This window comes from Paraburkholderia phenoliruptrix, from assembly GCF_019511605.1.
Lineage (GTDB): Bacteria > Pseudomonadota > Gammaproteobacteria > Burkholderiales > Burkholderiaceae > Paraburkholderia > Paraburkholderia phenoliruptrix_A.
The window spans coordinates 516,279-540,369 of the sequence record NZ_JAEUAV010000001.1; the positions used below are offsets into that span (position 1 = coordinate 516,279).

Here is a 24,091-nt window from a genome sequence, read left to right on the forward strand (position 1 = left end):
AGAACTTATCGTGCCGCATCTGACACTCGAGTACAGCGCCAATCTCGCTGACAATAAAAGTATTGGCCGCCTGTGCAAGACGCTCGCTCAATGTCTTGCCGAACAGAGCGAAAACGGGCAGCGGGTTTATCCGCTCGGCGGCATTCGTGTGCGCGCGCTACGCTGCGAACACTATTGCATTGCCGATGGACGCGCCGACGCCGCCTTCCTGCACGCGAACCTGAAGATCGCCGCCGGACGCTCTGATGCCGTGAAAAAAGCTACCGGCGACGCCATATTCATGCTCATCAAGGAGCACTTTGCCGATCAATTCGAACAGAATGGGCTCGCTTTGTCGCTGGAATTGAACGAATTCAGCGAGGCCGGCACCTGGAAACACAACAACCTCCACGCGCGGCTCAACGCGCATTAGAGAGACGATGCGCACGCGTTACGGCTCTATTGAGAATTCATCATGTTAGACATCCAAACTATTCGCGACCTGGCTGCGCAACTCGATCATGCCGAGAAAACCCGCACCCAGTTGCGCCACTTTTCCGCCGCCTATCCGCAGATGACGGTTGAAGACGGCTACGCAATCCAGCGCGAATGGGTGAAGCTCAAACTTGCCGAAGGCCATGCAATCAAAGGGCGCAAGATCGGCCTCACGTCGCGCGCAATGCAGCGTTCGTCGCAAATCGACGAGCCGGACTACGCGCCGCTTCTCGATAGCATGTTTATCGAAAACGGCCAGGACATTCGCGCGGATCGCTTCATTGCGCCGCGCGTGGAAGTGGAACTGGCGTTCGTATTGAACAGGCCGCTTAAAGGCCCCGGTGTCACGCTGTTCGATGTACTGGATGCCACAGCGTACGTTACGCCCGCCGTGGAAATTATCGACGCGCGCATCGAACAATTCGACCGCGAGACGCGTGCGCCGCGCAAGGTGTACGACACGATTTCCGACTTCGCGGCCAATGCCGGCGTCGTGCTGGGCGGGCGCCCCGTGCGTCCGCTGGATGTCGATCTTCGCTGGGTCGGCGCGCTGCTGTACAAGAACGGCGCCGTCGAGGAAAGCGGACTCGCGGCGGCCGTGCTGAACCATCCGGCCACGGGCGTGGCGTGGCTCGCGAACAAGATTGCCCCATACGACGAAATGCTCAACGCAAACGACGTGATTCTGAGCGGCTCGTTCACCAGTCCGATTGCGGCGAGGGCAGGCGACACGTTCCATGTCGACTATGGTCCGCTTGGCGGCATCGCTTTGAACTTCATTTGAGTGCGCTCATGTCTTTGCCGCAAAACACCTTCAAACATGCGCTACGCGAAGGCAAGCCGCAATTCGGGCTGTGGGTCGCGCTGGCCGACGCGTACGTCACTGAGTTGCTGGCCACCGCCGGTTTCGACTGGTTGCTGATCGACAACGAACACGCTCCGAACGACGTGCGCAGCACGCTCGCGCAATTGCAGGCGGTCGCGGCCTACGCATCGCATCCAGTCGTGCGACCGGTACGAAGCGACAGCGCCTTGATCAAGCAACTGCTCGACATCGGCGCGCAGACGCTACTGCTGCCGATGATCGACACCGCCGGCGAGGCCGCAGCCGCAGTCGCGGCAACGCGCTACCCGCCGCACGGCATTCGCGGGGTGGGCAGTGCGCTGGCGCGCGCGTCGCGCTGGAACCGTGTGCCCGACTACCTGCATCGCGCGGCCGACGAACTGTGCGTGATCGTGCAAGCCGAGACGGTGCAGAGCATGCAGAACCTGCCGGAGATTGCGGCAGTGGAGGGCGTCGACGGCGTGTTTTTCGGGCCTTCGGACCTGAGCGCGTCGATGGGCCTGCTCGGCAAGCCGGGCGATGCAAGCGTGCGTGCGGCGATTCGCGACGGCATACAAACCGTGCGGCGCGCGGGCAAAGCAGCGGGCGTGCTGGCGCCGGACCGCGCAATCGCCGAAGAGTATCTGGCCGCGGGGGCTGTGTTTGTAGCTGTAGGAACCGATACCGGTTTGTTGAGCCGCGCGGCGGGAGAACTGGCGGCATCGTATAAGCGGGGAGCAGGTTCGGATAGCGCGATAGCGGGTGGGTATTGACTGCACGTCTCCGACGAAGACATCGCCATCTGCAATTACCCCAAAGACGCAAACGCGGGTAATCGCACACTCCACGGTGCACTACCGCGAATGAAGCCCGGCACCCTTGCGCGTTCGGCTGTCTGTCACTCCCCCGCCGGCCACGGCAGCCCTTGCGCGGACCAGTCCAGCTCCACGCCGATCACCGAGCGCTCATCCGCGAACTGCACGGCGAGCGTAACCGCAATGCACGGCCGGCCGCTCGCGAGAGAAAGGTAAGGATTACTGGCGACTGGCACACCCGGCAGCAGCACCGCATTGCGATAATACGGCCGATGGTCCCAGCGCGCGTCGCGTGGATTGGCCACTGGCTGCAACGACGCGCCGTCTCTCACCCATGCCGGGCCCGGCACCTCCGGCCCGACCTGCCGCCCCGAATCGTCGAGAATAAAACAGCTCACGGAACGCTCGTACGTCGCGAGCGTGGCGAATGCACGCGTCATGTCGGCGCCCGCCTGCAACGCGGCTGCGGCCTCGCGCAATGCGACGCGATACGGCTCCACCTCGGATTCGAACAGCGCATGCTGATGCGCGCGGCCTTGCGCGATCACGTCGAAAGCATCGTCTATACGCACATGCACCGAACCCGGCGGTGTGATCTCGGGGGCTGGCCGCCCGAGTAGATAGCCTTGCGCGAAGTCCACGTTCGATTCGACCGCGAGTATCAGTTCCTCGGTCGTCTCCACGCCCTCCACCACCACCAGCATGCCGGCCTGATGCAACAGCGACACGAGCTTCGGCAAAATCGGTTGGCCTGTGCCGTGGCCTGTCGCGCGTATCAGTTCGCCGTCGAGCTTGACGATGTCCGGTCGAATGCGCAGCAGCCGGTCGAGGTTCGATTGGCCCGCGCCGAAGTCGTCGACCGCGATCACGAACCCGTGCTCCCGGTACAAGGCCGCCGCGCGCGACATGTCGTCGACGCTGCCGCCGTGCGATTCGAGAATCTCCAGCACCAGTTGCTCCGGCGCGAGCCCCACTCTTTGCACGATGCCGGCCAGTTCATCGGCATAGCCTTCGGCGACGAAGGTGGCCGGCAGAATGTTGAGGAACAGCCAGCCTTCGCCGGGCAACGAAGCGCGCGCATTGGCCAGATGCACGGCGTGGCTCGCGCGGTCGAGCACGCCCTCGTCGCTCGACGGCTTGGGTGCGAACAGCACGGCCGGCGGCAGCAGCGTGCCGTCTTCCAGTTCGCCGCGCAGCAGCGCCTCGAAACCAATCTGCTTCTGATGCGACAGGCTGAAGAGCGGCTGAAAATGCGAGGTCAGGTAATAGTCCTCCCATTTATGCCGCGAGCCCGCCGTGCCCGCTGCGCCGCACGCGTCCTCGATCAGCAGTTGCAGCGGGGCGTCGGGTAGCGGGCGCTCGGCGCACACGCGGTTGCGGCCGGAATGCTTGGCGCGCAGCAAGGCTTCGTCGGCGCGATCGAGCAGCACCATGATGTTCTCGCCAGTGCGGTGCTCGGCCACGCCGAAGCTCGCGGTCAGATTGCCGTCGGGACGCTCCAGCGCCGCAATCGCGCCGCGCAATTGCTCGGCGAGCTCGAGCGCGCCGCGAAGCCCGTTGCTCGACAGCACCGCGAACTCCTCGCCGCCGATCCGGCTCACGCTGTCGGTGCGCGAGGTGCCATCGAGCAGAACCTGGGCGACCTGACGCAGAGCGAGGTCGCCCACCGCATGTCCAAAGCGGTCGTTCAGCGACTTGAAGTTGTCGATGTCGAGAAAGATCGCGCTTACCTGCCCGCCCTGTGCGACGTCGGCAAGACGACGCTCTGCCTGGGTCACGAATGCACGGCGGTTTTGCAGGCCGGTCAGCGGATCGGTAGCGGCCAGTTGTGCCAGTCGGTCCTCGAGCAGGAAGTGATTGCGCCGGAACCAGTAAAAGCCGAAATGAAAAACCACAGCGGTCGGCATGCCGATCGCCGCGACCCACATCCACACCACGATATTCAACTCGGCCGTGCGCGGCGCACCGAGCAGCAAACCAGCCGCCGCTGCGTAGAAGAACGCGCTGCCGACGAAGAAATGCGTGGGCGTGAGCCACAACGGCGCGGCGCAGACCGGTATGACGACCAGAGCCGGCAAGCTCCACAACAGCGGCTGTTGCACGCCTGCCACGTTGAGCGCGAGGCCAACCACCAGCGTGAGCGAGAACGCCACGCCGATCGCGCCGAAGGTCCACGTGGACCGCGTGCGCGGGATGGCGAGCACCAGCAGCGCCAGCACCAATGCGCAGCCGAGCCGGTAGGCAAGCGGCTTCGCCGGCTCGCCGGCGAAGCCGCGCGCCACCACGAGGCAAAGAAAGGCGACGACCGTGAACGCCATGGTCACCGTCGAAAGCGGACGCTGGTGTTCGAGCGAGCGCCGGTGAAAGCGCTCGCGCAGGCCGGCATCGGCGGATTGCTGCGGCAAGGTCAGGAGCATGGGATGGCTAGGGGCAGGTCCGGTCACTCTACCTATGTATATCGGCAAACATCTGACGAATATTTAGCCTTACGACATGATTCGGCAATTAATACACGGGAAGGCTTTTGGCAGGCGAGCCGCCGGGTTGTCATGCAGCCGACATCCGGTTATGCCGATTGCGGCCCACATTGTTAAAGATCATACATTCAGCGCCCGGAAATTAATTCCGAAGGTATTATTGCGCGCTGCATTTTCACGACGGTCCGCGCGTGGCAAGCAAAGCCTCAAACAACCGGCTCCGCCCCGCCTTCATGCGAGTTCAACGCTGCGAACTGCACGACGGGCGGCTTCGCAAGGCGTCGACACGGCGCGGCAAGCTGGCCATGTGCTGATCGAGCGACCGTTTCGCGCGTATCGGACAGGTGACCGAAAGTGGCTAAAAGTTAATGTCTTAAGTAGACTGCTCCAAACTGTGCGGAAGCGCCTGGTTATTGCGGCAAAAATAACTTGCGTCTGCGTGCAACGCGCGATTTATACGAACACCTTTCTCCTGCACCCGGTCGTCGGCATCTGCGGTATCAGTTTCCCGCGACGGCCATTCTCCAGACAACATGGCTGCAATCCTCGATTACCTGCTCGAACGTCAACTGTCACCGCAATGGCGAGGCATGCTTTCTGCACTGGCCTCAGAGTTCGAAGCGCAGATTGGCCCCGCCGAGCTGCGTCAGTTGATGCACCGGGTGGGTAGCCGCTTTGCGGCCGCGCATCCGCTGCCTGCCTGCGACTCGACGGCGGACCTCGCGCGTACGCTGAACGCGCGCTGGCAGGCGATCGATTGGGGCTACGTTGAACTGGCGGACGAACGCGAGTCGCTACGCATCGTCCATTACTGCGCGCCGCTGCCCGCATTCGGCGACAGCGCGCTCGCGTGGACGCCGGCCTTTCTTGAGGGTGCGTACCAGACATGGTTGAGCGCGCTCGGCGCGCAGGGCCTGTCGGTCGTGCAGACAGGCGACTATGCGGACGATACCGCGCTGGAATTCCGGCTCGGCCGTCACGCGTTGTGACGTAACAACAGCGGCAAACAATAACAATGACAAAGGCTGACGGCGCGCAGGACCGGTGCGCGCCGCCAGCCGGTTGGTAATCGGTTTGGGTCTGCGGCGGCTGCGCATGAAGACCGGGTAACGCGGGTCATGACAAGAATGGCGGCATCATGAGTTCATCAAGCGACATCGAAAAATTATTCGATCATTTCGGCGGCGACGCCAACGCGTACCAGGAAATCGGTCGCGAAAACGAAGCGCATACGGCGCGCACGCGCTGGCCGCTGCTGGTCACGCTGGATCTGCGGCAACCGCCGATTCCCGCTATCGGACAGCACGCGCAGACGAGCGCGAAGCCCGAGGCCGCCGACGATGAGCCCGCCGCAGCAGCGCCTGCCGCCGCGCGCCAGGACGCCGCGCCGAAAGACGCCGTTTCCGTCATGCGCGCTAAAGCGCCGCTTTTCACACGATCGCCGCGGCGCGACATTCCGCCGGTTGTCGCGGCGGTGGCTGCGCCGGCCGGGCCGCGCGGCGCGGCGCGCTTTGGCACAGTGGATACGAGCGGCACGACGGCGCGGGTGTCGCCTTCGAGATCGGCGGCTGATTTGCCGCCCGCGTCGGCAGACTCGCGCATTCAGGCGCAGACGGATTTGCATGCGAAGGCCGGGACAGCGGGTCCCGCGACAGCGACAGTGAGGACCGTCACGCCGGCTGTGGCACCGATGTCGGCGTCATTGCTGGCGGCGAGATCCGCGGCGACGTCGGCGGCGACAGCAAGGTCCACGTTGCCGCCGGTGTCCGCCTTCACGTCGGCGTCCGCATCGGCGTCCGCGCCCGCGTCAGCGGCAACCCCCGAGTTCGAACCCACGCCAGCCGCAACTCACACATCTGCACCGCCCTCAACTTCGATCCTCGGCAAGCTTTTCAGCCGCCAGGATGACTCCGCGCCCACCCGCGCCGCCGCGCCGGCGGCGCAACCCGTCGCGCTGCAGTCGCTCTTCGACCGTCTGCGCGGCACGCCGCACGGCACCGCCGCCTCCGCGCGCGCGCCCGAAGCCGCGGCGCCTAACTCGTGGCTCGTCAACGGCCCGCGTCGCTCATGAAGGTCATCGCGGTGGTGTCCGCCAAAGGCGGCGTCGGCAAGACCACGCTTGCCGCCAATCTGGCTTCCGTGCTGGCCGCGAGCGGCCGTCGCGTAATCGCGCTCGACCTCGATCCGCAGAACGCGTTGCGCCTGCACTTCGGCGTGCCGCTCGACAGCATCGACGGCCTGTCGCGCGCCACGTTGACCGGCGACGCGTGGCAGTCGGTCATGTTCGACGGCGTCGACGGCGTGACCGTCCTGCCCTACGGCGCCGTGCTCGAGGAAGACCGCCGCCGCTTCGAGGCACATGTCGACCAGGACCCGCTGTGGCTCGCGCACGCGCTGCGCAGCTTGCGGCTCGACGCGTCCGACGTGGTGATCGTCGATACGCCGCCGGGTTCCTCCGCGTACGTGCGCGCCGCGTTGTGCGCGGCCACCTTCGCGCTGAACGTGGTGCTGGCCGACGCGGCGTCTTACGCGGCCATTCCGCAGATGGAGCGGCTGATCGACACCTACGCGGCGCCGCGCTCGGAGTTCGGCGGCGTCGGTTACGTGGTGAACCAGATCGACCAGTCGCGCCAGTTGACCAAGGACGTGCTGAAGGTGCTGCGCCAGATGCTCGGCGACAGACTGTTCCCCGGCGTGATCCATCTGGACGAAGGCGTGAGCGAAGCGCTTGCCTGCGACACCACGCTCATCCATTACGACCCGTTGAGCCAGGCCGCCGCCGACTTCCGCGCGTGCGGCACCTGGCTCATGGCGGCGGTCGACGCGATCGCCGTCTCGCCGAGGAACGTCGCATGAGCACGCCGCAATCGCAGCCCATCGAAGCGGTGGAACCGTCGCGGCTCGAACGCTTCGTCGACGCGCGCTTCTGGAATAGCCGCATCGTCACCGCGCTCGTCACGCTGCTCGCGCTCGTCACGCTGTACTTCGTGTTCACGGTGCCGCTCGCGTTCTACGAGCAACTCACGTTCGCCACCTGCTGCTTCGTCGCCGCGCTGCTGTTTCGCCGCCTGCAAGGCCGTTACGCGACGATGGTGATGATCATGCTCTCGGTGGTCACCTCGGGCCGTTATATGTACTGGCGGCTCACCGCGACGACCTACTGGGAGCATCCGCTCGACGCCGCCTGGGGTTTGCTGCTCGTGTCCGCCGAAGTCTATTCGACGCTCGTGCTGATGCTCGGCTACTTCCAGACGGCATGGCCGCTCAAGCGCAAGCCGATGCCGCTGCCCGCCTCGCGCGACGCGTGGCCGACCGTCGACGTGTTCATTCCCACCTACAACGAACCGCTCTCGGTGGTGAAGCCGACCATCTACGCGGCGCTCGCGCTCGACTATCCGGCCGACAAGCTGTCCATCCACGTGCTCGACGACGGCCGCCGTCCCGAGTTCAAGGCGTTCTGCGAGGAAGTCGGCGTCAACTGGACGATCCGCACGCACAACCGCCACGCGAAGGCCGGCAACATCAACGAGGCGCTCAAGATCACCAGCGGCGAATACCTCGCCATTTTCGACTGCGACCACATTCCGACCCGCTCGTTCCTGCAGATCGGCCTCGGCTGGTTCCTGCGCGACAAGCTGCTGTCGATGCTGCAAACGCCCCACCACTTCTTTTCCGCCGACCCGTTCGAGCGCAACCTCGGCACCTTCCGCAAAGTGCCGAACGAAGGCGAGCTGTTCTACGGGCTCGTGCAGGACGGCAACGATCTGTGGAACGCCACGTTCTTCTGCGGTTCGTGCGCGCTGCTGCGCCGGAGCATGGTGGAAGAGATCGGCGGCATCGCAGTGGAAACCGTCACCGAAGACGCGCACACGGCGCTCAAGCTGCACCGGCTCGGCTACACCACCGCTTATCTGGCGATTCCTCAAGCCGCCGGGCTCGCCACCGAAAGCCTGTCAGGCCACATCGGCCAGCGCATCCGCTGGGCGCGCGGCATGACGCAGATTTTCCGCATCGACAATCCGCTCACCGGCAAGGGGCTGAAGCTCGGTCAGCGCCTGTGCTACCTGAACGCGATGATGCACTTCTTCTACGGCATCCCGCGTCTGGTGTTCCTGACGGCGCCGCTGTCGTATCTGTTCTTCGGCGCGCACGTGATCGAAGCCGCCGCGAGCACCATTGCGATCTACGCGCTACCGCACATGATGCACGCGAGCATTACCAATTCGCGCATGCAGCGCTCGTTCCGTCATTCGTTCTGGGCCGAGGTGTACGAGTCGGTGCTGGCGTCGTACATTACCGCGCCCACGCTGCTCGCGCTAATCAACCCGAAACTCGGCAAGTTCAACGTGACGGCCAAGGGCGGCCAGATCGAAAAGAACTATTTCGACTGGGCAATCTCGCGGCCGTACCTGTTCCTGTTGTTGCTGAACCTGATCGGCTTCTGCGTGGGCATCGCGCACATCTATCTGAACTGGCACACGCGCAGCGTCGTGCAGACCACGCTGCTGAACCTCGGCTGGACCGTCTACAACATGCTGATTCTCGGCGCGAGCGTGGCCGCGGCCAGAGAGCGGCGGCAGATTCGCGCGGTGCACCGCGTCGCGATGGAAATGCCGGTCATGCTGAAGTTCTCGACCGGACGCACGCTCGCGTGCCGCACCATTGACTATTCGGAAGGCGGCGTGGGTGTCGCGCTGCCGGCCGCGATTCAGGTGCCGATGCACGAGCGCGTCACCGTTTCGCTGTTTCGCGGCGACGAGGAATACGCGTTCCCCGCCACCGTCGGCTTCACCGCGCCGGGCCGCGTGGGACTGCGCTTCTCCGCGATGACGCGCGAGCAGGAGTACGAGTTCGTCAAGACCACCTTTGCACGCGCCGACGCCTGGACCGGCTGGGCCGAAGGACGCCAGCAGGACACGCCGCTGCGCGGCCTCTCGCACGTGCTCACGGTCGGCGCGCGCGGCATCGCGGGTCTCTTCGAACATCTTTACAGCGACCTGCGAAGCTCGCTGAAAAGCCGTCCGGTGGACGTCAAGAAGCTAAAAACCAAAGACTGATCTATGCGCAACAGGATGGCGAAGGGAAGCACCAAACGCTCGAAGCACGAGCGCAACGACACGCGCAGCGATACAGACGGCCAGCCGCGCGGCGCGCAACGCAGCCGCGCTTCGCGCCTGGCGCGCGGGCTCGCTTGCTGGCTCGCGCTGCAAACCGCGATCTCGGCGCCGCTCGCCTCGGTGGCGCAAGCGGCGGCTGCGGCCGCCGGTCCGACCAGCGGGGCGGCCGTCGCCACAGGCATGGGCAACGTCGCGCCGCCGAGCCCCGCCGTGCCCTACGATTCCTCGATGATCGCGCAGGCGCCGCTCGCCATGCCGACGCCTGCGCTCGCCGCCTCGGCCGTAAAGGCACTCGGCGTCAAGACCCCCACCACGGCCGAGCCGGGCACACTGGTGCCGGGCGGCCGCCGCCAGACGCTCACGTTCGCCGACCTTGGCGCGCTCGACCCGCTGCAACTGCGCGGCACCGACGGCCAGAACGGCGTGGCATTCTCGGTGCGCGGCGACGAAGTGGTGACCGGTGCGGTCCTGCATCTGATCTATAGCTATTCGCCCGCGCTGCTGCCCAACCTCTCGCAGCTGAAGGTGCTGGTGAACGGCGAGGTTGCCGCCACGCTGCCCGTGCCGCGCGAGCAGGCCGGCATGACGGTGGCACGCGACGTTTCGATCGATCCGCGCTTCGTCACCGAATTCAATCACCTGAACATCCAGCTGATCGGCCATTACACGACGAACTGCGAAGACCCGGCGAACTCCTCGCTGTGGGCCACCGTCAGCAATGCGAGTTCGCTCGATCTCACGTATGCGTCGCTTGCCAGCAAGCCGGATCTCGCGGCCTTGCCGCAGCCGTTCTTCGACCGCCGCGACGTGCGCCGCCTCGAATTGCCGTTTGTATTCCCGCAAAAGCCCAGCGCCGGCACGCTCGAAGCGGGCGGCATCGTGGCCTCGTGGTTCGGCGCGCTCGCCGGCTATCGCGGCGCGGTTTTCCCGGCGCAGCAGGACAACGTGCCGCTGTCGGGCAACGCCGTCGTGTTTGCCACCGACGATCAGCGTCCCGCCGGCGTGAAAATTCCGCCCATCTCGGGCCCGACCGTCGCGGTAGTGGAGCGCGACGCGCCTGCGCGCGGCAAGCTGCTGCTCGTGCTCGGGCGCAGCGACGCCGAGCTGAAGGTCGCCGCGCGCGCGCTCGGTATCGGCCGCAACATGCTGACCGGACAAAGCGCCACCATCACGGGCCTGACCGAACTCGCGAAGCGCGTCCCGTACGACGCGCCGAACTGGCTGCCGACCAACCGGCCGGTCCGCTTCGGCGAACTCGCCGACGCGAGCGACCTGACCGTGTCCGGCTACGACGCCGACGCGGTCCACGTGAACCTGCGGGTGCCGCCCGACCTGTTCATGTGGCACACCAAGGGCGCGCCGATCGACCTGCGTTACCGCTATACGCCCCGGCCGCTGCGCGACCGCTCGTCGCTGAACGTCAGTGTGAACAAGGGCTTCGTGCAGTCGCTGCCGATTCCGGCGGAGTCGAGCTCCATGTTCGAACTGAGCCATTACTTCGCGCGGGTGCTGCCCGACAAGACCGCCGAGGCGCGCCGCACGGTGCATATCCCGCCGCTTCTGCTGACGCCGCGCGCACAGTTGCGCCTGCACTTCTATTACGACATTCCGAATACCGGCGAATGTCATGGCCGCCTGCTGCAAAACGTGGTCGGCGCGGTGGACCCGAACTCGACCATCGACCTCTCGTCGTTCCCGCACTACATGGCGCTGCCGGATCTGGCCGCGTTCGCGAACAGCGGCTTTCCGTTTACGCGCATGGCCGATCTGTCGGAGACTGCGGCGATCCTGCCGCAGGACGCGGACTCGAGCGACTACAGCCTGTATCTGCTGACGATGGGCCGCATGGGCGCCTCGACCGGCTATCCGGTGGCGGGCGTGACCGTGAGCACGGCCGACGACGTCGACAAGTACGCCGACAAGGACCTGCTGATTTTCGGCGCGCCGGGCAAGCAGCCGCTTTTGCAACGCTGGGCGAAGTCGATGCCCTTCTCGAGCAACGGCGACTCGCACACCTTCCAGATCTCCGACATCGTCTTCAAGCTCGAGGACTGGTGGCACGGCGAACGCGGTGTCGAGCGCCTGCCCGCGCGCGCGGACCTGACGCTCGTCAGCTCGAACGGCGACGCGCTCCTCACCGGCTTCGAGTCGCCGCTCAGGAAGGGCCGCAGCGCGGTCGCGCTGATCAGCGCGGCCGGCCAGTCGGACGCCGATCTGTCCGCCGCGCTGCTCGACGCGGACATGCTGCCGGAAATTCAAGGCGCGATGGCCGTGATTCACGGCCGCACGGTGACCATCGCCTCGAACGGCGAGGCCTACTATGTCGGCCATCTGTCGCCGCAGGAGTACCTGCGCTGGGCGCTGTCGTCGCATCCGCTTCTGCTCATGCTGGGCGGCGTGCTCGCCGCGCTGATCATCGCCGGGCTGTTTTACCGGATGCTGCGCTCCATTGCGGCGCGCCGTTTGAAGGATTCACAGGACTGATATGCAGTTTCGAATCAACAGGAAACAGGGCCTCGCGCTGGCGCTCGGCCTGACTTTGGGACTCACGGCATCGGCGGGTTTCGCGCGGCTCGTCAAGGCTGCGCAGCCGGCTGCCGCGCCGGGCGCCTGCGGCGACTGGAGCGGCTATCGCACTTTCGTCGAACGCTTCGTGCAGGCCGACGGCCGCGTGATCGACTACTCGACGCCGACCCAGCAGACCACCTCGGAAGGCCAGTCGTACGGCCTCTTCTTCGCCCTCGTCGCGAACGATCGCGCGACCTTCGACCGGCTCCTGAACTGGACGCGCATGAACCTCGCGGGCAATCAGTTCGATCCGCAGAACGTGCGCCTGCCGGCCTGGCTATGGGGCAGGAAGGCGGACGGCTCGTACGGCGTGCTGGATCCTAATTCGGCTTCCGACTCCGACCTGTGGATCGCCTACGACCTGCTGCAAGCCGGACGCCTGTGGCACGAGCCCGCTTACACGCAACTCGGCCAGGCACTCGCGGCCCGCATCGCGCGCGACGAGATGACCAACCTGCCGGGTGTCGGTCCCATGCTGCTGCCCGGACCGCAAGGCTTCAAGGACGGCGGCGTCACGCGGCTCAATCCGAGCTATCTGCCGCTGCCCGTGCTGCGCGCACTTGCGCAGGAGTTGCCCAACGGCCCGTGGGCGAAGCTCGCCGAGAGCGCCTACAGATTGATCAGGACCACTGCGCCGCAAGGCTTTGCGCCCGACTGGGCCGCGTGGCAGAACGGCCAGTTCGTGGTCGATCCGAAAAGCGGCGACACCGGCAGCTATGACGCGATTCGCGTCTATCTGTGGGCCGGCCTCGCGGCGCCCGCCGATCCGCTCGCGAAGCCGTGGCTCGCGGCGCTCGGCGGCATGCGCGCGCGCGTCGCGCAAAACGGCTTTCCGCCCGAGAAAGTGTCGTCGACCAGCGGCAACGCAAGCGGCGAAGGTCCGCTCAGCTATTGGGGCGCGCTCGCGCCGTACTTCAAGGCGCAAGGCGACGCGCACGGGCTCGGCCTCGCGCGCACGCACCTGGCTGCGCTCGACGCAAGCGTGCCGGGCCATGAGCCGGTGTACTACGACAGGGTGCTGGGCCTGTTCGGCACGGGTTTCATCGACGGGCGCTATCGCTTTGACGAAAGCGGCCGTCTCGTGCCGAACTGGAGAAACGCATGCGACTGAGCGCCCTCGCATGGTCGCTGCGCTTTGCGCTGAGCGCGCCGCTCGTCTGCTGCCTGGCCGCAGCCGCGCCCGACGCGCTGGCGCAGGCGTCCAAAGATCCAATGAGCGTGCTGATCGACCAGGGCAAGTACTGGCAGTCGCATCAGCGTGGCGACCTTGCGGAACAGGCGTGGCTCAAGGTTCTGCGCATCGACCCGAAACAGCCGGACGCGCTGTTCGGCATGGGCATGGTGCTCGCGGACCGCAAGGACGGCGCGGGCGCGCAGCAGTACCTGTCACGCCTGAAGGCGGTCGCGCCCGACTACCCGCGGCTGGACGACCTGGGCCGGCGGCTCGGCGAATCGAGCCTGCGCGATCAGACCGTGAACGACGCGCGGCGGCTCGCGCAAAGCGGTCAGAGCGCGAGCGCGGTGCAGGAGTATCAGCGGGCTTTGACCGGCAAGCCGGCCACGCCCGAATTGCAGCTGGAATACTACCAGGCCCTCTCGGCGACGCCGCAAGGCTGGGACCAGGCGCGCCGCGGACTCGAACAGCTGGCGCGCGACAATCCCGACGATCCGCGCTACGCGCTCGCTTACGCGCAGCATCTGACCTATCGCGACGTCACGCGCCGCGACGGTATCGCGCGGCTGCAAAAGCTGGCGGGCGACAGCACGGTGGGCGCGTCGGCGAAAAAGAGCTGGCGCCAGGCGCTGCTCTGGCTCGACGCGCGTCCCTCGGATGCCGCGCTGTACCAGGCCTACCTGCAGGGCGCAAGCGACGACGCCGCCGTGAAGGCACGTTTCGATTCGATGGTGCAGCAGGATAAGGCTGCGCGTGAGCGCGCGCAGGAAAACGCCAGCGTGGACGCGCGCGGACGCCTGATCGCCGACGGTTTCGCCGCGCTCGATCACGACGACCCGGCCAGCGCGCGCGCGAAGTTTTCGTCGGTGCTGGCCAATAGTCCAAACGACACCGACGCGCTCGGCGGCATGGGCATTGCCGCGCTGAAGCAGGAGCATTTCGCCGAGGCGCGCAACTACCTGGAGCGCGCGTCGCGCAACGGCAACCCGGCGCGCTGGAAAACCGCGCTCGACAGTGCGACCTACTGGACCTACACGAGCGACGCGATCGGCGCGCGCAGCAACGGCGAGTTCGCGAAAGCCAAAGCGCTGTTCGAACGCGCAATCGCGCTGAATCCGTCCGACGTCACCGCGCAGGTGCTGCTCGGCGAAATGCTGCTCGCCAACCATGACGCCGCCGGCGCCGAACAGGCATACCGGATGGCGCTGCGCCGCCAGGCCGACAACCCCGACGCGATTCGCGGACTGGTCGGCGCCCTTGCCGCTCAGGGCCGCGGCGACGAAGCGCTGCAGTTTGCCAATCAGTTGAACGCGGAACAGCAGTCGAAGGCGGGCGGCATCAACCGTCTGCGCGGCGAAGCGCAGGCCGCGCAGGCTCGCGCGGCCGAAGCGCGCGGCGACCTGGGCAGCGCGCGCAGTCTCTTCGAAGACGCGCTGCTGAACACGCCCGACGACCCGTGGCTGCGCCTCGACCTCGCGCGCATCTACGTGCGCCAGGGGGCGGTCGCCAACGCGCGCAGCATGATGGACGGTCTGCTCGCCGCGCATCCCGACATGACGGATGCGCTGTACGCGAGCGCGCTGCTGTCCGCGGAAACGCAGGACTGGTCGACCGGTCTCGCGCAACTCGAACGCATACCGGCGGCGCAACGCACCGACGCGATGGCGTCGTTGCAGCATCGCCTATGGGTGCATCAGCAGGCGGAACTCGCGACTCGTATGGCGCACGCCGGCCAGACGCAACAGGCGCTGGCGACGCTGCGCGCGGCCGAACCGGTGGCGGGCAACAGTCCCGAACTGATCGGCGTGCTCGCGGCCGGCTACCAGCAGGCCGGCGACCCGAACCGCGCGCTGACGCTCGTGCGCGGTGCGATGAGCGCGGCGCCCGGCAACACCGACCTGCTGCTGCAATACGCAGGCATTCTGTCGGCCACGCAGCAGGAATCGGAACTCGGCATGGTGATGCGGCGGCTCGCGTCAATGCCGCTGACGCCGCAGCAGCGCACGGATTTCGGCAACCTGAACGTCGGCATCGTCATCAAGCAATGCGACCTGGTGCGTCGGCGCGGCGATCTCGCCAGCGCCTACGACGTGATCGCGCCGTGGCTCGCCGCGATGCCGGACAACCCCGATCTGCAAGCCGCGCTCGGCCGCCTGTATGCGACTGCCGGCGACGACCGCAACGCGCTCGAAAGCTATCGCGTCGCGTTGCGGCGCAAGCCCGACGATCTGAATCTGCTGCAGGCGGCCATTTCCGCTGCGTCGGGCGCAAAGCAGTTCGACTACGCGGAAGCGCTCGCCAAAGACGCATTGAAGGCGGCGCCCGACGACCCCGGTGTGCTCGCCACGGTCGGGCGCATGTATCGCGCCGAGGGCAAGCTCTCGCTGGCGTCGACGTATCTGCAACGATCGCTCGTCGCCGCAAACACACCGTTGATGGCGAACGCGCCGCGCACCAGCGCCACGAGCAACGTGCCGCGCGGCTGGGAGACGGCGATGCGGCGCATCGGCGCTACGCCGCTGCCAGGCACCAATCCCTTCGAAGGAAAAACCGCGACGGTCGCGCCGACCGATGCCGATAATGCCGCGCTCGGCTTCAATGCTTCGGCGAATGCCGCGCGCGCTTCCCTTCCGTACTCGCAGTCCTCATTGCCGACACAGACCGTGCCGAACTATCCGCCGCCCACGCAGCCTGCGCCGTATGTAGCGCCGTATGTAGCGCCGTATGTAGCGCCGTATGTAGCCCCGTATGTCGCGCCGTATGGCTCTTCTTCCGTCGCGCCTTATGCGGCGCCTGCGCAACCGTATACGCAGCCAGCTTCACAGCAAACCTCGCAGCCGTACGTGCAACCAACCTCCCAGCCGTACCTGCAGCCACGCACGCAGCCTTATGCGCCGAACGGCGCGCCTGCCGCGCTGCCGTACAACGCGCCTCGCCAGAATGCCGACGCCGGCGGCTATGGTCAGGAGAGCAACGGTTCGAGCCAGTCGGGCGCGCCGTTGCAGCCCTACCCTGGACAGGGCCGCGAAGCAGGGGCGTCGCAAATGCCGGGCGCGGCGCCGATGCAGCAGATGCCGGCTTCGGCGCCGATGCAGCAGCCGTACAACCCGGCTTATGCGCAGCAGCAGGCTCCGTATGCGCAGCAGTACGGCCAGCAGCAGGCGCCCTATCCGCAGCAGCAGTACGGCACACCGGACGGCTACGTTCCTACGCCGTGGCCCATGTCGCCGGCCGCGCGCGCGGCGCAGGCCAACGCCGGCGCCATGCAGCCTTATGGGGCGCCCACGAGTGGCGCGGCCAACGGCAAGCGCACTACGGGGAAGAAGCAAAGCGCGTCGAAGAACAGCCGCAGTGCAGCGGGATACGCGCAACAGCAGCCGTACTACGGTCAGCAGGGTTACGCGCAGCAAGCTTATCAGCCGTATCCGCAGCAGCAGGCGCACGCGCAGCAACAGCCTTATGCGCAGCAGCCTTATGTGCAGCAACAACAGTATGGACAGCAGCCCTACCAACCCTACCCGCCCCAGCAGCAGGCTTACGGCAATCAGGGCTACTACGCGCAGCAGCAACCCTACATTCCGCAGCCGCCCACCGGCTACGCGCAAGCGTATTACCCGCAGCAACCGGGCGTGAGCGGCAACGGTGCCAATTACGCGCAGCCGAATGTCGCCAATGCGCAGACGCTCGGCGTGGCCGAGGAACTGGCGCAGGTCAATCGCGAGCAGGCGAGCACCGTTTCTGGCGGTATCGTGTTTCGCAATCGCAGCGGCGAGGACGGCCTGTCCACGCTCACCGACATCGAGGCGCCCGTGCAGGGCCGCATCAAGGCGGGCAACGGACATGTGGTCGTGACGGCGACGCCCGTCACGCTCGATGCGGGGACGGCCGCGGGCAACGTGTCGACGCTCGCGCGTTTCGGCGCGGGCCTGTCGAACAGCACGTCTGCCGCGGCCGCCGTGGCAGGCACCAACAACTATGGCAGCCAGACGGCGAGCGGCGTCGGGCTCTCTGTCGGTTACGAGGGCCGCTCGCTGTCGGGCGACATCGGCGTGACGCCGATCGGCTTTCGCGAGACCAACCTTGTCGGCGGCGCGCAGTACAACGGCGGCATCAGCGACAAGGTGTCGTATTCGCTGGCCGTCGCGCGCCGCGCGGTGACCGACAGCCTGCTGTCGTACGCGGGCACGCGCGACGCGGCATCCGGTCTCGAATGGGGCGGCGTGACGTCGACGGGCGGCCTCGCAAGCCTCGCCTGGGACGACGGCACCAACGGTCTGTACGTGAACGCGGCGTACCAGTACTACCAGGGCCACAACGTCGCGAGCAACAACGCGGTGAAGGGCGGCGGCGGGGTTTATACGCGCCTCCTGAAGGACGCCGATCAGACGCTCACGGTCGGCGTGAACACGACGCTCATGCGTTACAACAAGAACCTGTCGTACTTCACGTATGGCCAGGGCGGTTATTTCAGCCCGCAACAATATGTGATCCTGAACCTGCCGATCGAATGGACCGGCCGCAACGGCGCCTTCACGTATGACGTAAAAGGCTCGATCGGTGTGCAGCATTATCGGCAGGACGCGTCGAACTACTTCCCGCTCGGCGACTCGGGCGGCCTGCAAGCGGCGGCTGCGGCGAACGCCACGCTGATCGGCAACAGCGTCGACAGCAACGCGCAGTATCCCGGCCAGAGCAAGACCGGCGTCTCGTACTCGCTTAGCGCCGTCGGCGAATATCAGCTCGCGCCGCAACTGGCGTTCGGAGCAACGGCATCGCTCGGCAATGCTTATCAATATCGCGAATGGCTTGCCGCCGTCTACATGCGCTACAGCTTCACGAAGCAGACCGGCCTGCAGCCGTTCCCGCCGACGCCGCTCAGCTCGCCGTATCTGTCGCTGTCCAACTAGCGCGACGAAGGCGCGCTGCGCCTTCGTCGCTTGTTTGTCGCTTCTTCATCGGTTCTTCGTCGCTTCTTCCTCACGACCCGGGCGGGCCACCGATTATGCGCCGGCATTGCGGCGCTTTCATCGGCACGCAGGCAACGCGCCTTCAAGCTAACGTCAGCGCTTTCCTCTGAAGGATTCTGTAAGGACGTGTGCAGCGTTTATTGCCGCTCGCGCAAGCCAGCCCGCGATCCGCAGAGGTAAAAGTTGCGCGCGTCCCGGTGCGTGCACAACTAATCCGCATGCATCGCCTGTCCGCCCTTTACGCGGACCATATGAAGCGGCAGACTGGAGACCCCACTCAACAACGCGATCTCGTGGAGCGCAGCATGCCCTTTCCGGCACACGATCACGGCTGCCCCGGCTGGAGCGGCGAGATGGCGCGGCGCATCGGTGAATTCGACTGGTCGGCCACCGGTATCGGCGCAATTGCGGATTGGCCTCGCAGTCTGACCGCCACGGTGCAGTTGCTGCTCGCTTCGCCAGTGCCGCTCGTGCTGCTGTGGGGCAAATCCGGCTACATGATTTACAACGACGCATACGCGGTTTTCGCCGGCGGGCGGCATCCTTATCTGCTTGGTTGCCCGGTCGAACGAGGCTGGCCCGAAGTCGCGGACTTCAATCGTCATGTGATGCAAACCTGCCTCGCCGGCGGCACGCTCTCGTATCGCGACAAGGAACTCGTCTTGCTGCGCGAGGGCAAGCCCGAAGACGTGTGGATGGACCTGTACTACAGCCCGGTCGCCGACGACAGCGGCGCGCCCGCGGGCGTGCTGGCCGTCGTGGTAGAGACGACCGAGCGCGTGTTGACCGAACGCTGGCGCCAACGCGCCGAAGCCGATCTGCACGAAACCAACGAACGCCTGCAACTCGCGCTCAATACCGGCGCCGTGCTGGGCACCTGCGTCGCCGACATGCAGACCGGCAAGATCACCGGTGACGAGCGTTTTGCGCGCACCTTCTCTTTCTCCGTGGAAGAAGCCGCCCGAGGCGTCGATCACAGCGCCGCGACGCGGATGATTCATCCTGACGATCAATCGTTGCTTGAACGTTTGCGCAGCGAGGCGCTGCAACCAGGCAGGCCGTTTCGCGCGGAGTACCGCATTCGCCGGCCCGACGGCGCGTACGTATGGGTACAGGCAAATGGCCGGTGCGAGTTCGACGAACACGGCCAGCCCACCCGCTTTCCCGCGGTGCTGATCGACATTCACGAGCGCAAGATCGCCGAGCAGTCGCTGCGCCAGTTGACCGAGACGCTCGAGCAGCGCGTTGCCGATGCGGTCGCCGCACGCGCAATCGCTGAAGAACAGTTACGTCAGGCGCAGAAAATGGAAGCGATCGGCAGCTTGACGGGCGGCGTCGCGCACGACTTCAATAACGTGCTGCAAGTAATCAACGGCAATCTGCAGATGATGGCCGCCGACGCGGGCGACAACCCGGCCACGTTACGCCGTTTGTCGGCGGCAACGGAGGCGGTCAAGCGCGGCGCGAAACTCGCCGCGCATCTGCTCGCGTTCGCCCGGCGCCAGCCGCTCTCGCCCACCGTGCTCAACCCGCGCCGCCTGCTTGCCGGCATGAGCGAGATGCTGCATCGCGCGCTCGGCGAAACCGTGCGGATAGAAACCGTGTTGAGCGATAACCTGTGGCACGTGCAGGTCGATCGGAATCAGCTCGAAAACGCGCTGCTCAATCTGGCCATCAATGCACGCGACGCGATGAAAACCGACGGCACGCTGACCGTGTGCGCCGCGAACCGCGTGCTCGATGCGGCCTTTTGCAGCGACAAGCCCGAGCTTACGCCGGGCGAATACGTGGTCTTTTCGGTCACGGATACCGGCGCGGGCATGCCGCCCGAAGTGCTCGAGCACGTGTTCGAACCGTTCTTCACGACCAAACCGCACGGGCATGGCACCGGCCTGGGTCTGAGCATGGTGTTCGGTTTCGTGAGGCAAAGCGGCGGCCATACACTGATAGAAAGCACGGTGGGACATGGCACGACGGTGTCGCTGTTTTTCCCGCGCTGTTGCGAGCCGGAAACCGCCGAACCCCCGGACGAGACCAGCGCGCCCGGGGGCGGCGGCGAAACGGTGCTGGTGGTCGAAGACGACGCGGACGTGCGCCTGACCGCCGTCGAAATGCTCGTGCAGCTCGGCTACAAGGTGCTGACTGCGTCGAGCGGCGACGCGGCACTCGAGTTCATTCACAGCGACGTGCCGATCGATCTGTTGTTCACCGACGTGGTGATGCCCGGCAAGATAAAAAGCGTCGAACTGGCGCGACGCGCCGCGGCACGCTCGCCGGCCGTGCCGACGCTGTTCACGTCGGGCTATACGCGCGACGAGATCGTCCATCATGGCAAGCTCGACGCTGGCATCACGCTGCTGTCCAAACCGTATCGCCGCGACGACCTCGCGCGCAAGGTGCGCGGCGTGCTGCGCGCCGCGCGTGCGCCGGCTGCCGGCGCCGCGTCGGTCGGCAAGATGACCGACAGGGAAATCGCCGCCTGCGTGCCGAGCGTCGCGTACGACCCGCCACGCAGTGAGATGAACGACAGCGAAGTGACGGGCGAGCGCGAGCTTCAGCGCGAGGCGGCGCCGCAAGCCGCGCCCACGCGCGCACCGGCCCACGTGCTGCTGGTCGAGGACGACGCCGATTCGCGCGAGGCGCTAAGCCTCCTGCTCGGCACGCTGGGGCTCGACTGTACATCCGTCGGCAGCGCCGAAGAAGCGCTGCCGCTCGTGCCGGCGCAACGCTACGACATACTCTGCACGGACATTACGCTGCCCGGCATGTCGGGCGACAACCTGGCGCGCGCGGTGCTGCACGCGCAGCCGGACGTGCATGTCTTGCTGGTATCCGGCTACGGCGCGCATGCGTCCATCGGCGAGGGCATTCCCGGCGCGCGGATACTGGGCAAGCCGTTCGACCTCGCGCAGTTGCGGCATGAACTTGCGCGCTGGGTCGATCCGATCGAAGCCGCGTCCTGACGCTGCGTGCGCGCTTGGTTCACGTGCACTTTCCGGCACAGCAGGCCGGAATGCGGCATATATTGGTTGATGTCGACGCGATCACAGCGGCGCGCAATGCGTTGCACGCGTGGCCCCTGGTATGATGCTGGCGTGCGCTTTTGTTGCGGCTGTGCCGTTGTTGCCGCACATGTTGCCCGTCGTTGCCGTTGCGCTGGTTGCAGCAGTTGCAGCAGTCTCCGTAGCGGCGCTTGAATGCGCGCCTTACTGTGCACCGCTTTTTTGTCACGAGATCCATCATGCCTGCCCAACACGATCCCGCCCCCGCCGCGAGCCCGAGCCCCGCGAAAGCGAGGCGCAAAGAGCTATCCATTACCGTGCGTAATGTTCTGATGGTAGCCGTCGGTGTAATCGTCTTCGCGATTGTCGCGGGCGTCGTGCTGTATCAGCCCATCGTCTATGGCGATCAGATTCCGAACTTCGGCATCATCCTGATGCTGACCGTGCCGGTGATTGCGGGCGTCGCGTTCCGCGTGGGGCTGGATGCGTGGCTCGATCGCCAGTGACGCCCGCAAGGCCGTAGTTTTGCGCTGTGGCGTTCGCGCCCTCGCCGCAACGCCTTACTGGTGCCCGCCGTTTGCCACATGCGCGAATGATCCGGCTTTCGCCGGCAGCACCACCCACACTTCCAGTCCACCGCCTGCGCGGGCATGAAACTCCACCCTCCCGCCGTGCAGCCGCGCAATCCGCTCGACAATCGCAAGCCCCAGCCCCGTGCCGCCGCTATGCGAGCGCGCATTCGGCCCGCGCTGGAACGGCGCCTTGAGCTGCTCGAGCTCTTCCGCCGATAAGCCCTTGCCCCGGTCGCCAACCGCCACATATACGAACTCGCCGCTTGCCCAACTGCGCACCGCAAGCCCGCTGCCGCCGTAGACGATGGCGTTCTGCATCAGATTCATCAGGAGCCGCATCATGCTCACCGGCCGATAGTCGACGAGCGGCAGGCGCGCGAGCGACAGCTCGAACTCATGACCGAGCCCCGCGAAATCGCCGGCAAGCCGCTCTATCAGCGCATTCAGATTGCCGGGCTCGGCAGGCTCGCGTTCGCCGCTGCCTGCGTAATCCATGAACTGCTGCAAGATGGTTTCGATCTGATCCAGATACGACTCCGCTGCCACCACGAAACTGCTGTCGCTGCTCTCGGGCATCGCCATAGCCATCGAAAGGCGAAGCTTGGTGAGCGGCGTGCGAATGTCGTGCGATATGCCGGCGAGCATGAGCGCGCGCGTCGCCTCCGCCTGCTGCAATGCCTGCGTCATCTGGTTGAACGCGCTGCTTACCGCGGCTATTTCCACGGGTCCGTCGGTCGGCAGCGGCGGCGGCGTTTCACCGGCACTCAGGCGCCGTGCCGCATCGGTCAGCTCCTGAAGCGGCCGGCTCAGGTGAAGCTGGATCGCATAGCCGGTCAAGGCCGCGAGCGCCGCCAGAGCGAGCGACAACAGAATGGCCGCGTCGAGGCCGTTGCCTTGTGCGTCTTCGGGAATCGGCAGCGCGATCCAGTATGGTGCGGAAGGTGCCGCGGCGCCGACGGGCGCGTGCATGCGAATCCAGAGCCGCTGTCCGCCCTCGGTCTGCCAGCGCGCTTCCATGTCGGCGGGAAGATGCGTGCGCAAGCTTTCGAGGAACACTTTGCGTTGATAGCTGCGATATGCGTGCATCAAACCTGGCGGCGGCTCTGTTCGCGCGCTGTCAGGAAGCTGCGCATGTGCGTAGAGGCGCGCGGTTAGCGCATCGCGCGCGGCGTTGGGCGTGGTCTGCAACAGATCGTCGAGTGTCTTCACGTAGGTGGCGAACACTGCGGCCGCGCGCTCCACACGCGGGCGCTGCACGTAATGCAGCAACACGCCGAGCGAACACACCTGGCTCAGCATGACAAGCGCGATCAGCAACGCGATATTGCGCGCGAGCAGCGTGCGCGGCAGCAGGCTGCGCAACAGCGGGCGCCTCATGAGCCGACGTCCGCGATCAGCATGTAACCTACGCCCCACACTGTCTTGATAAAGCGCGGCTTGGACGGATCGTCCTCGATGATCTGCCGCAGGCGCAGCACCTGCACGTCTATGCTGCGATCGAGCGCGTCGTGATCGCGGCCACGCGCCCGCGCGAGCAGATTGTCGCGGCTCACCGGCCGGTTCGGCGACGACGCAAGCGCAACCAGCAGCAACATTTGCGCTGAATGGATGTCGAGCAGCGCGCCGCCGCGCGTGAGTTGCTGCTTGCCGACATCCAGCGTGAATTCCCCAAAGCGCACGCACTGCGAAGTCACCGTGACATCCCCTGAAGCGATTTTCTGGCGCCGCAACAGCGCGTTGATTCGCGCGACCAGTTCGCGCGGCAGAAACGGCTTGGCGAGGTAGTCGTCGGCCCCGGTCTCCAGGCCGAGCACTTTGTCGAGCGGGTCGCCTTTGGCGGTCAGCATGAGAATCGGCAAGGTCTGGCCTTGTGCGCGCAGCCGCGAGCAGATCGCGAGTCCGTCTTCTTCGCCGATCATCAGATCGAGCACCAGCAGGTCGAACGGTTCGCGTTCGAGATAACGGTCGAGGCGCTTGCTGTCTTCCGCGGCCCGCACGTCGAAGCCGTGCCCCCGCAAGAAACGCTGCAGCATGTTGCGCAGCTCGATTTCATCGTCGAGAACAATGATCTTTGCGGGCCGGTCCATGCAAAAACTCCCTGT

At 65.9% G+C, this 24,091-nt stretch carries 15 protein-coding genes; 12 read left to right on the forward strand and 3 right to left on the reverse strand.

The annotated features are described in order from the left end of the window. Positions 1 to 10: 10 nt before the first annotated feature. Genes JNB89_RS02245 through hpaI form a run of 3 tightly spaced genes read left to right on the forward strand, consistent with a single transcriptional unit; the run spans position 11 to position 2,070 of the window. Positions 11 to 412 carry a 5-carboxymethyl-2-hydroxymuconate Delta-isomerase gene (locus JNB89_RS02245; RefSeq protein WP_220361088.1) on the forward strand — a complete coding sequence of 134 codons (402 nt, stop codon included), beginning with the start codon at positions 11 to 13 and terminating at the stop codon, positions 410 to 412. 42 nt (positions 413 to 454) lie between these two features. Further along, positions 455 to 1,258 (forward strand): 2-oxo-hept-4-ene-1,7-dioate hydratase, encoded by an 804-nt coding sequence (hpaH, locus tag JNB89_RS02250; protein ID WP_220361089.1) that lies wholly within the window; start codon positions 455 to 457, stop codon positions 1,256 to 1,258. Between the two features lie 8 nt (positions 1,259 to 1,266). Next, complete coding sequence (gene hpaI, locus JNB89_RS02255) at positions 1,267 to 2,070, forward strand: 4-hydroxy-2-oxoheptanedioate aldolase (RefSeq protein ID WP_220361090.1); 804 nt, start codon at positions 1,267 to 1,269, stop codon at positions 2,068 to 2,070. A gap of 125 nt (positions 2,071 to 2,195) precedes the next feature. On the opposite strand, the gene JNB89_RS02260 is transcribed toward hpaI, so the two are convergent. Continuing rightward, positions 2,196 to 4,529, reverse strand: coding sequence for a bifunctional diguanylate cyclase/phosphodiesterase (locus JNB89_RS02260; RefSeq protein WP_220361091.1), 2,334 nt, complete (start codon positions 4,527 to 4,529; stop codon positions 2,196 to 2,198). A gap of 593 nt (positions 4,530 to 5,122) precedes the next feature. Between JNB89_RS02260 and bcsD the strand changes: the two genes are divergently transcribed. The 9 genes from bcsD to JNB89_RS02305 all read left to right on the forward strand — a co-directional run bounded on the left by bcsD (position 5,123) and on the right by JNB89_RS02305 (position 21,923). After that, complete coding sequence (bcsD, locus tag JNB89_RS02265) at positions 5,123 to 5,578, forward strand: cellulose biosynthesis protein BcsD (protein WP_013341564.1); 456 nt, start codon at positions 5,123 to 5,125, stop codon at positions 5,576 to 5,578. Between the two features lie 149 nt (positions 5,579 to 5,727). Beyond that, a complete protein-coding gene (bcsP, locus tag JNB89_RS02270) occupies positions 5,728 to 6,660 on the forward strand; it encodes a cellulose biosynthesis protein BcsP (protein ID WP_220361092.1) in 933 nt (310 codons plus the stop codon). Next, positions 6,657 to 7,445, forward strand: coding sequence for a cellulose biosynthesis protein BcsQ (gene bcsQ, locus JNB89_RS02275; RefSeq protein WP_220361093.1), 789 nt, complete (start codon positions 6,657 to 6,659; stop codon positions 7,443 to 7,445). Before bcsP ends, bcsQ begins: the two co-directional genes overlap by 4 nt. Further along, on the forward strand, positions 7,442 to 9,646 hold the full coding sequence (bcsA, locus tag JNB89_RS02280; protein ID WP_013341567.1) for a UDP-forming cellulose synthase catalytic subunit: 2,205 nt from the start codon (positions 7,442 to 7,444) through the stop codon (positions 9,644 to 9,646). The genes bcsQ and bcsA overlap by 4 nt, the downstream gene beginning before the upstream one ends. A 3-nt stretch (positions 9,647 to 9,649) precedes the next feature. Further along, positions 9,650 to 12,190 (forward strand): cellulose biosynthesis cyclic di-GMP-binding regulatory protein BcsB, encoded by a 2,541-nt coding sequence (gene bcsB / locus JNB89_RS02285; protein ID WP_220361094.1) that lies wholly within the window; start codon positions 9,650 to 9,652, stop codon positions 12,188 to 12,190. A gap of 1 nt (position 12,191) precedes the next feature. Then, complete coding sequence (gene bcsZ, locus JNB89_RS02290) at positions 12,192 to 13,385, forward strand: cellulose synthase complex periplasmic endoglucanase BcsZ (protein WP_220361095.1); 1,194 nt, start codon at positions 12,192 to 12,194, stop codon at positions 13,383 to 13,385. Continuing rightward, a complete protein-coding gene (locus tag JNB89_RS02295) occupies positions 13,376 to 18,355 on the forward strand; it encodes a cellulose biosynthesis protein BcsC (RefSeq protein WP_220361096.1) in 4,980 nt (1,659 codons plus the stop codon). Before bcsZ ends, JNB89_RS02295 begins: the two co-directional genes overlap by 10 nt. Before the next feature lie 365 nt (positions 18,356 to 18,720). Next, a complete protein-coding gene (locus JNB89_RS02300) occupies positions 18,721 to 21,378 on the forward strand; it encodes a hybrid sensor histidine kinase/response regulator (protein WP_220361097.1) in 2,658 nt (885 codons plus the stop codon). Between the two features lie 278 nt (positions 21,379 to 21,656). Continuing rightward, entirely contained in the window at positions 21,657 to 21,923 is a 267-nt protein-coding gene (locus JNB89_RS02305) for a hypothetical protein (RefSeq protein ID WP_013341572.1), read from the forward strand. 54 nt (positions 21,924 to 21,977) lie between these two features. On the opposite strand, the gene JNB89_RS02310 is transcribed toward JNB89_RS02305, so the two are convergent. Both JNB89_RS02310 and JNB89_RS02315 read right to left on the reverse strand, forming a co-directional pair. Next, positions 21,978 to 23,366 (reverse strand): ATP-binding protein, encoded by a 1,389-nt coding sequence (locus JNB89_RS02310; protein WP_220361098.1) that lies wholly within the window; start codon positions 23,364 to 23,366, stop codon positions 21,978 to 21,980. Then, positions 23,363 to 24,076, reverse strand: coding sequence for a response regulator (locus JNB89_RS02315; protein WP_218741364.1), 714 nt, complete (start codon positions 24,074 to 24,076; stop codon positions 23,363 to 23,365). Before JNB89_RS02315 ends, JNB89_RS02310 begins: the two co-directional genes overlap by 4 nt. Positions 24,077 to 24,091: the final 15 nt, after the last annotated feature.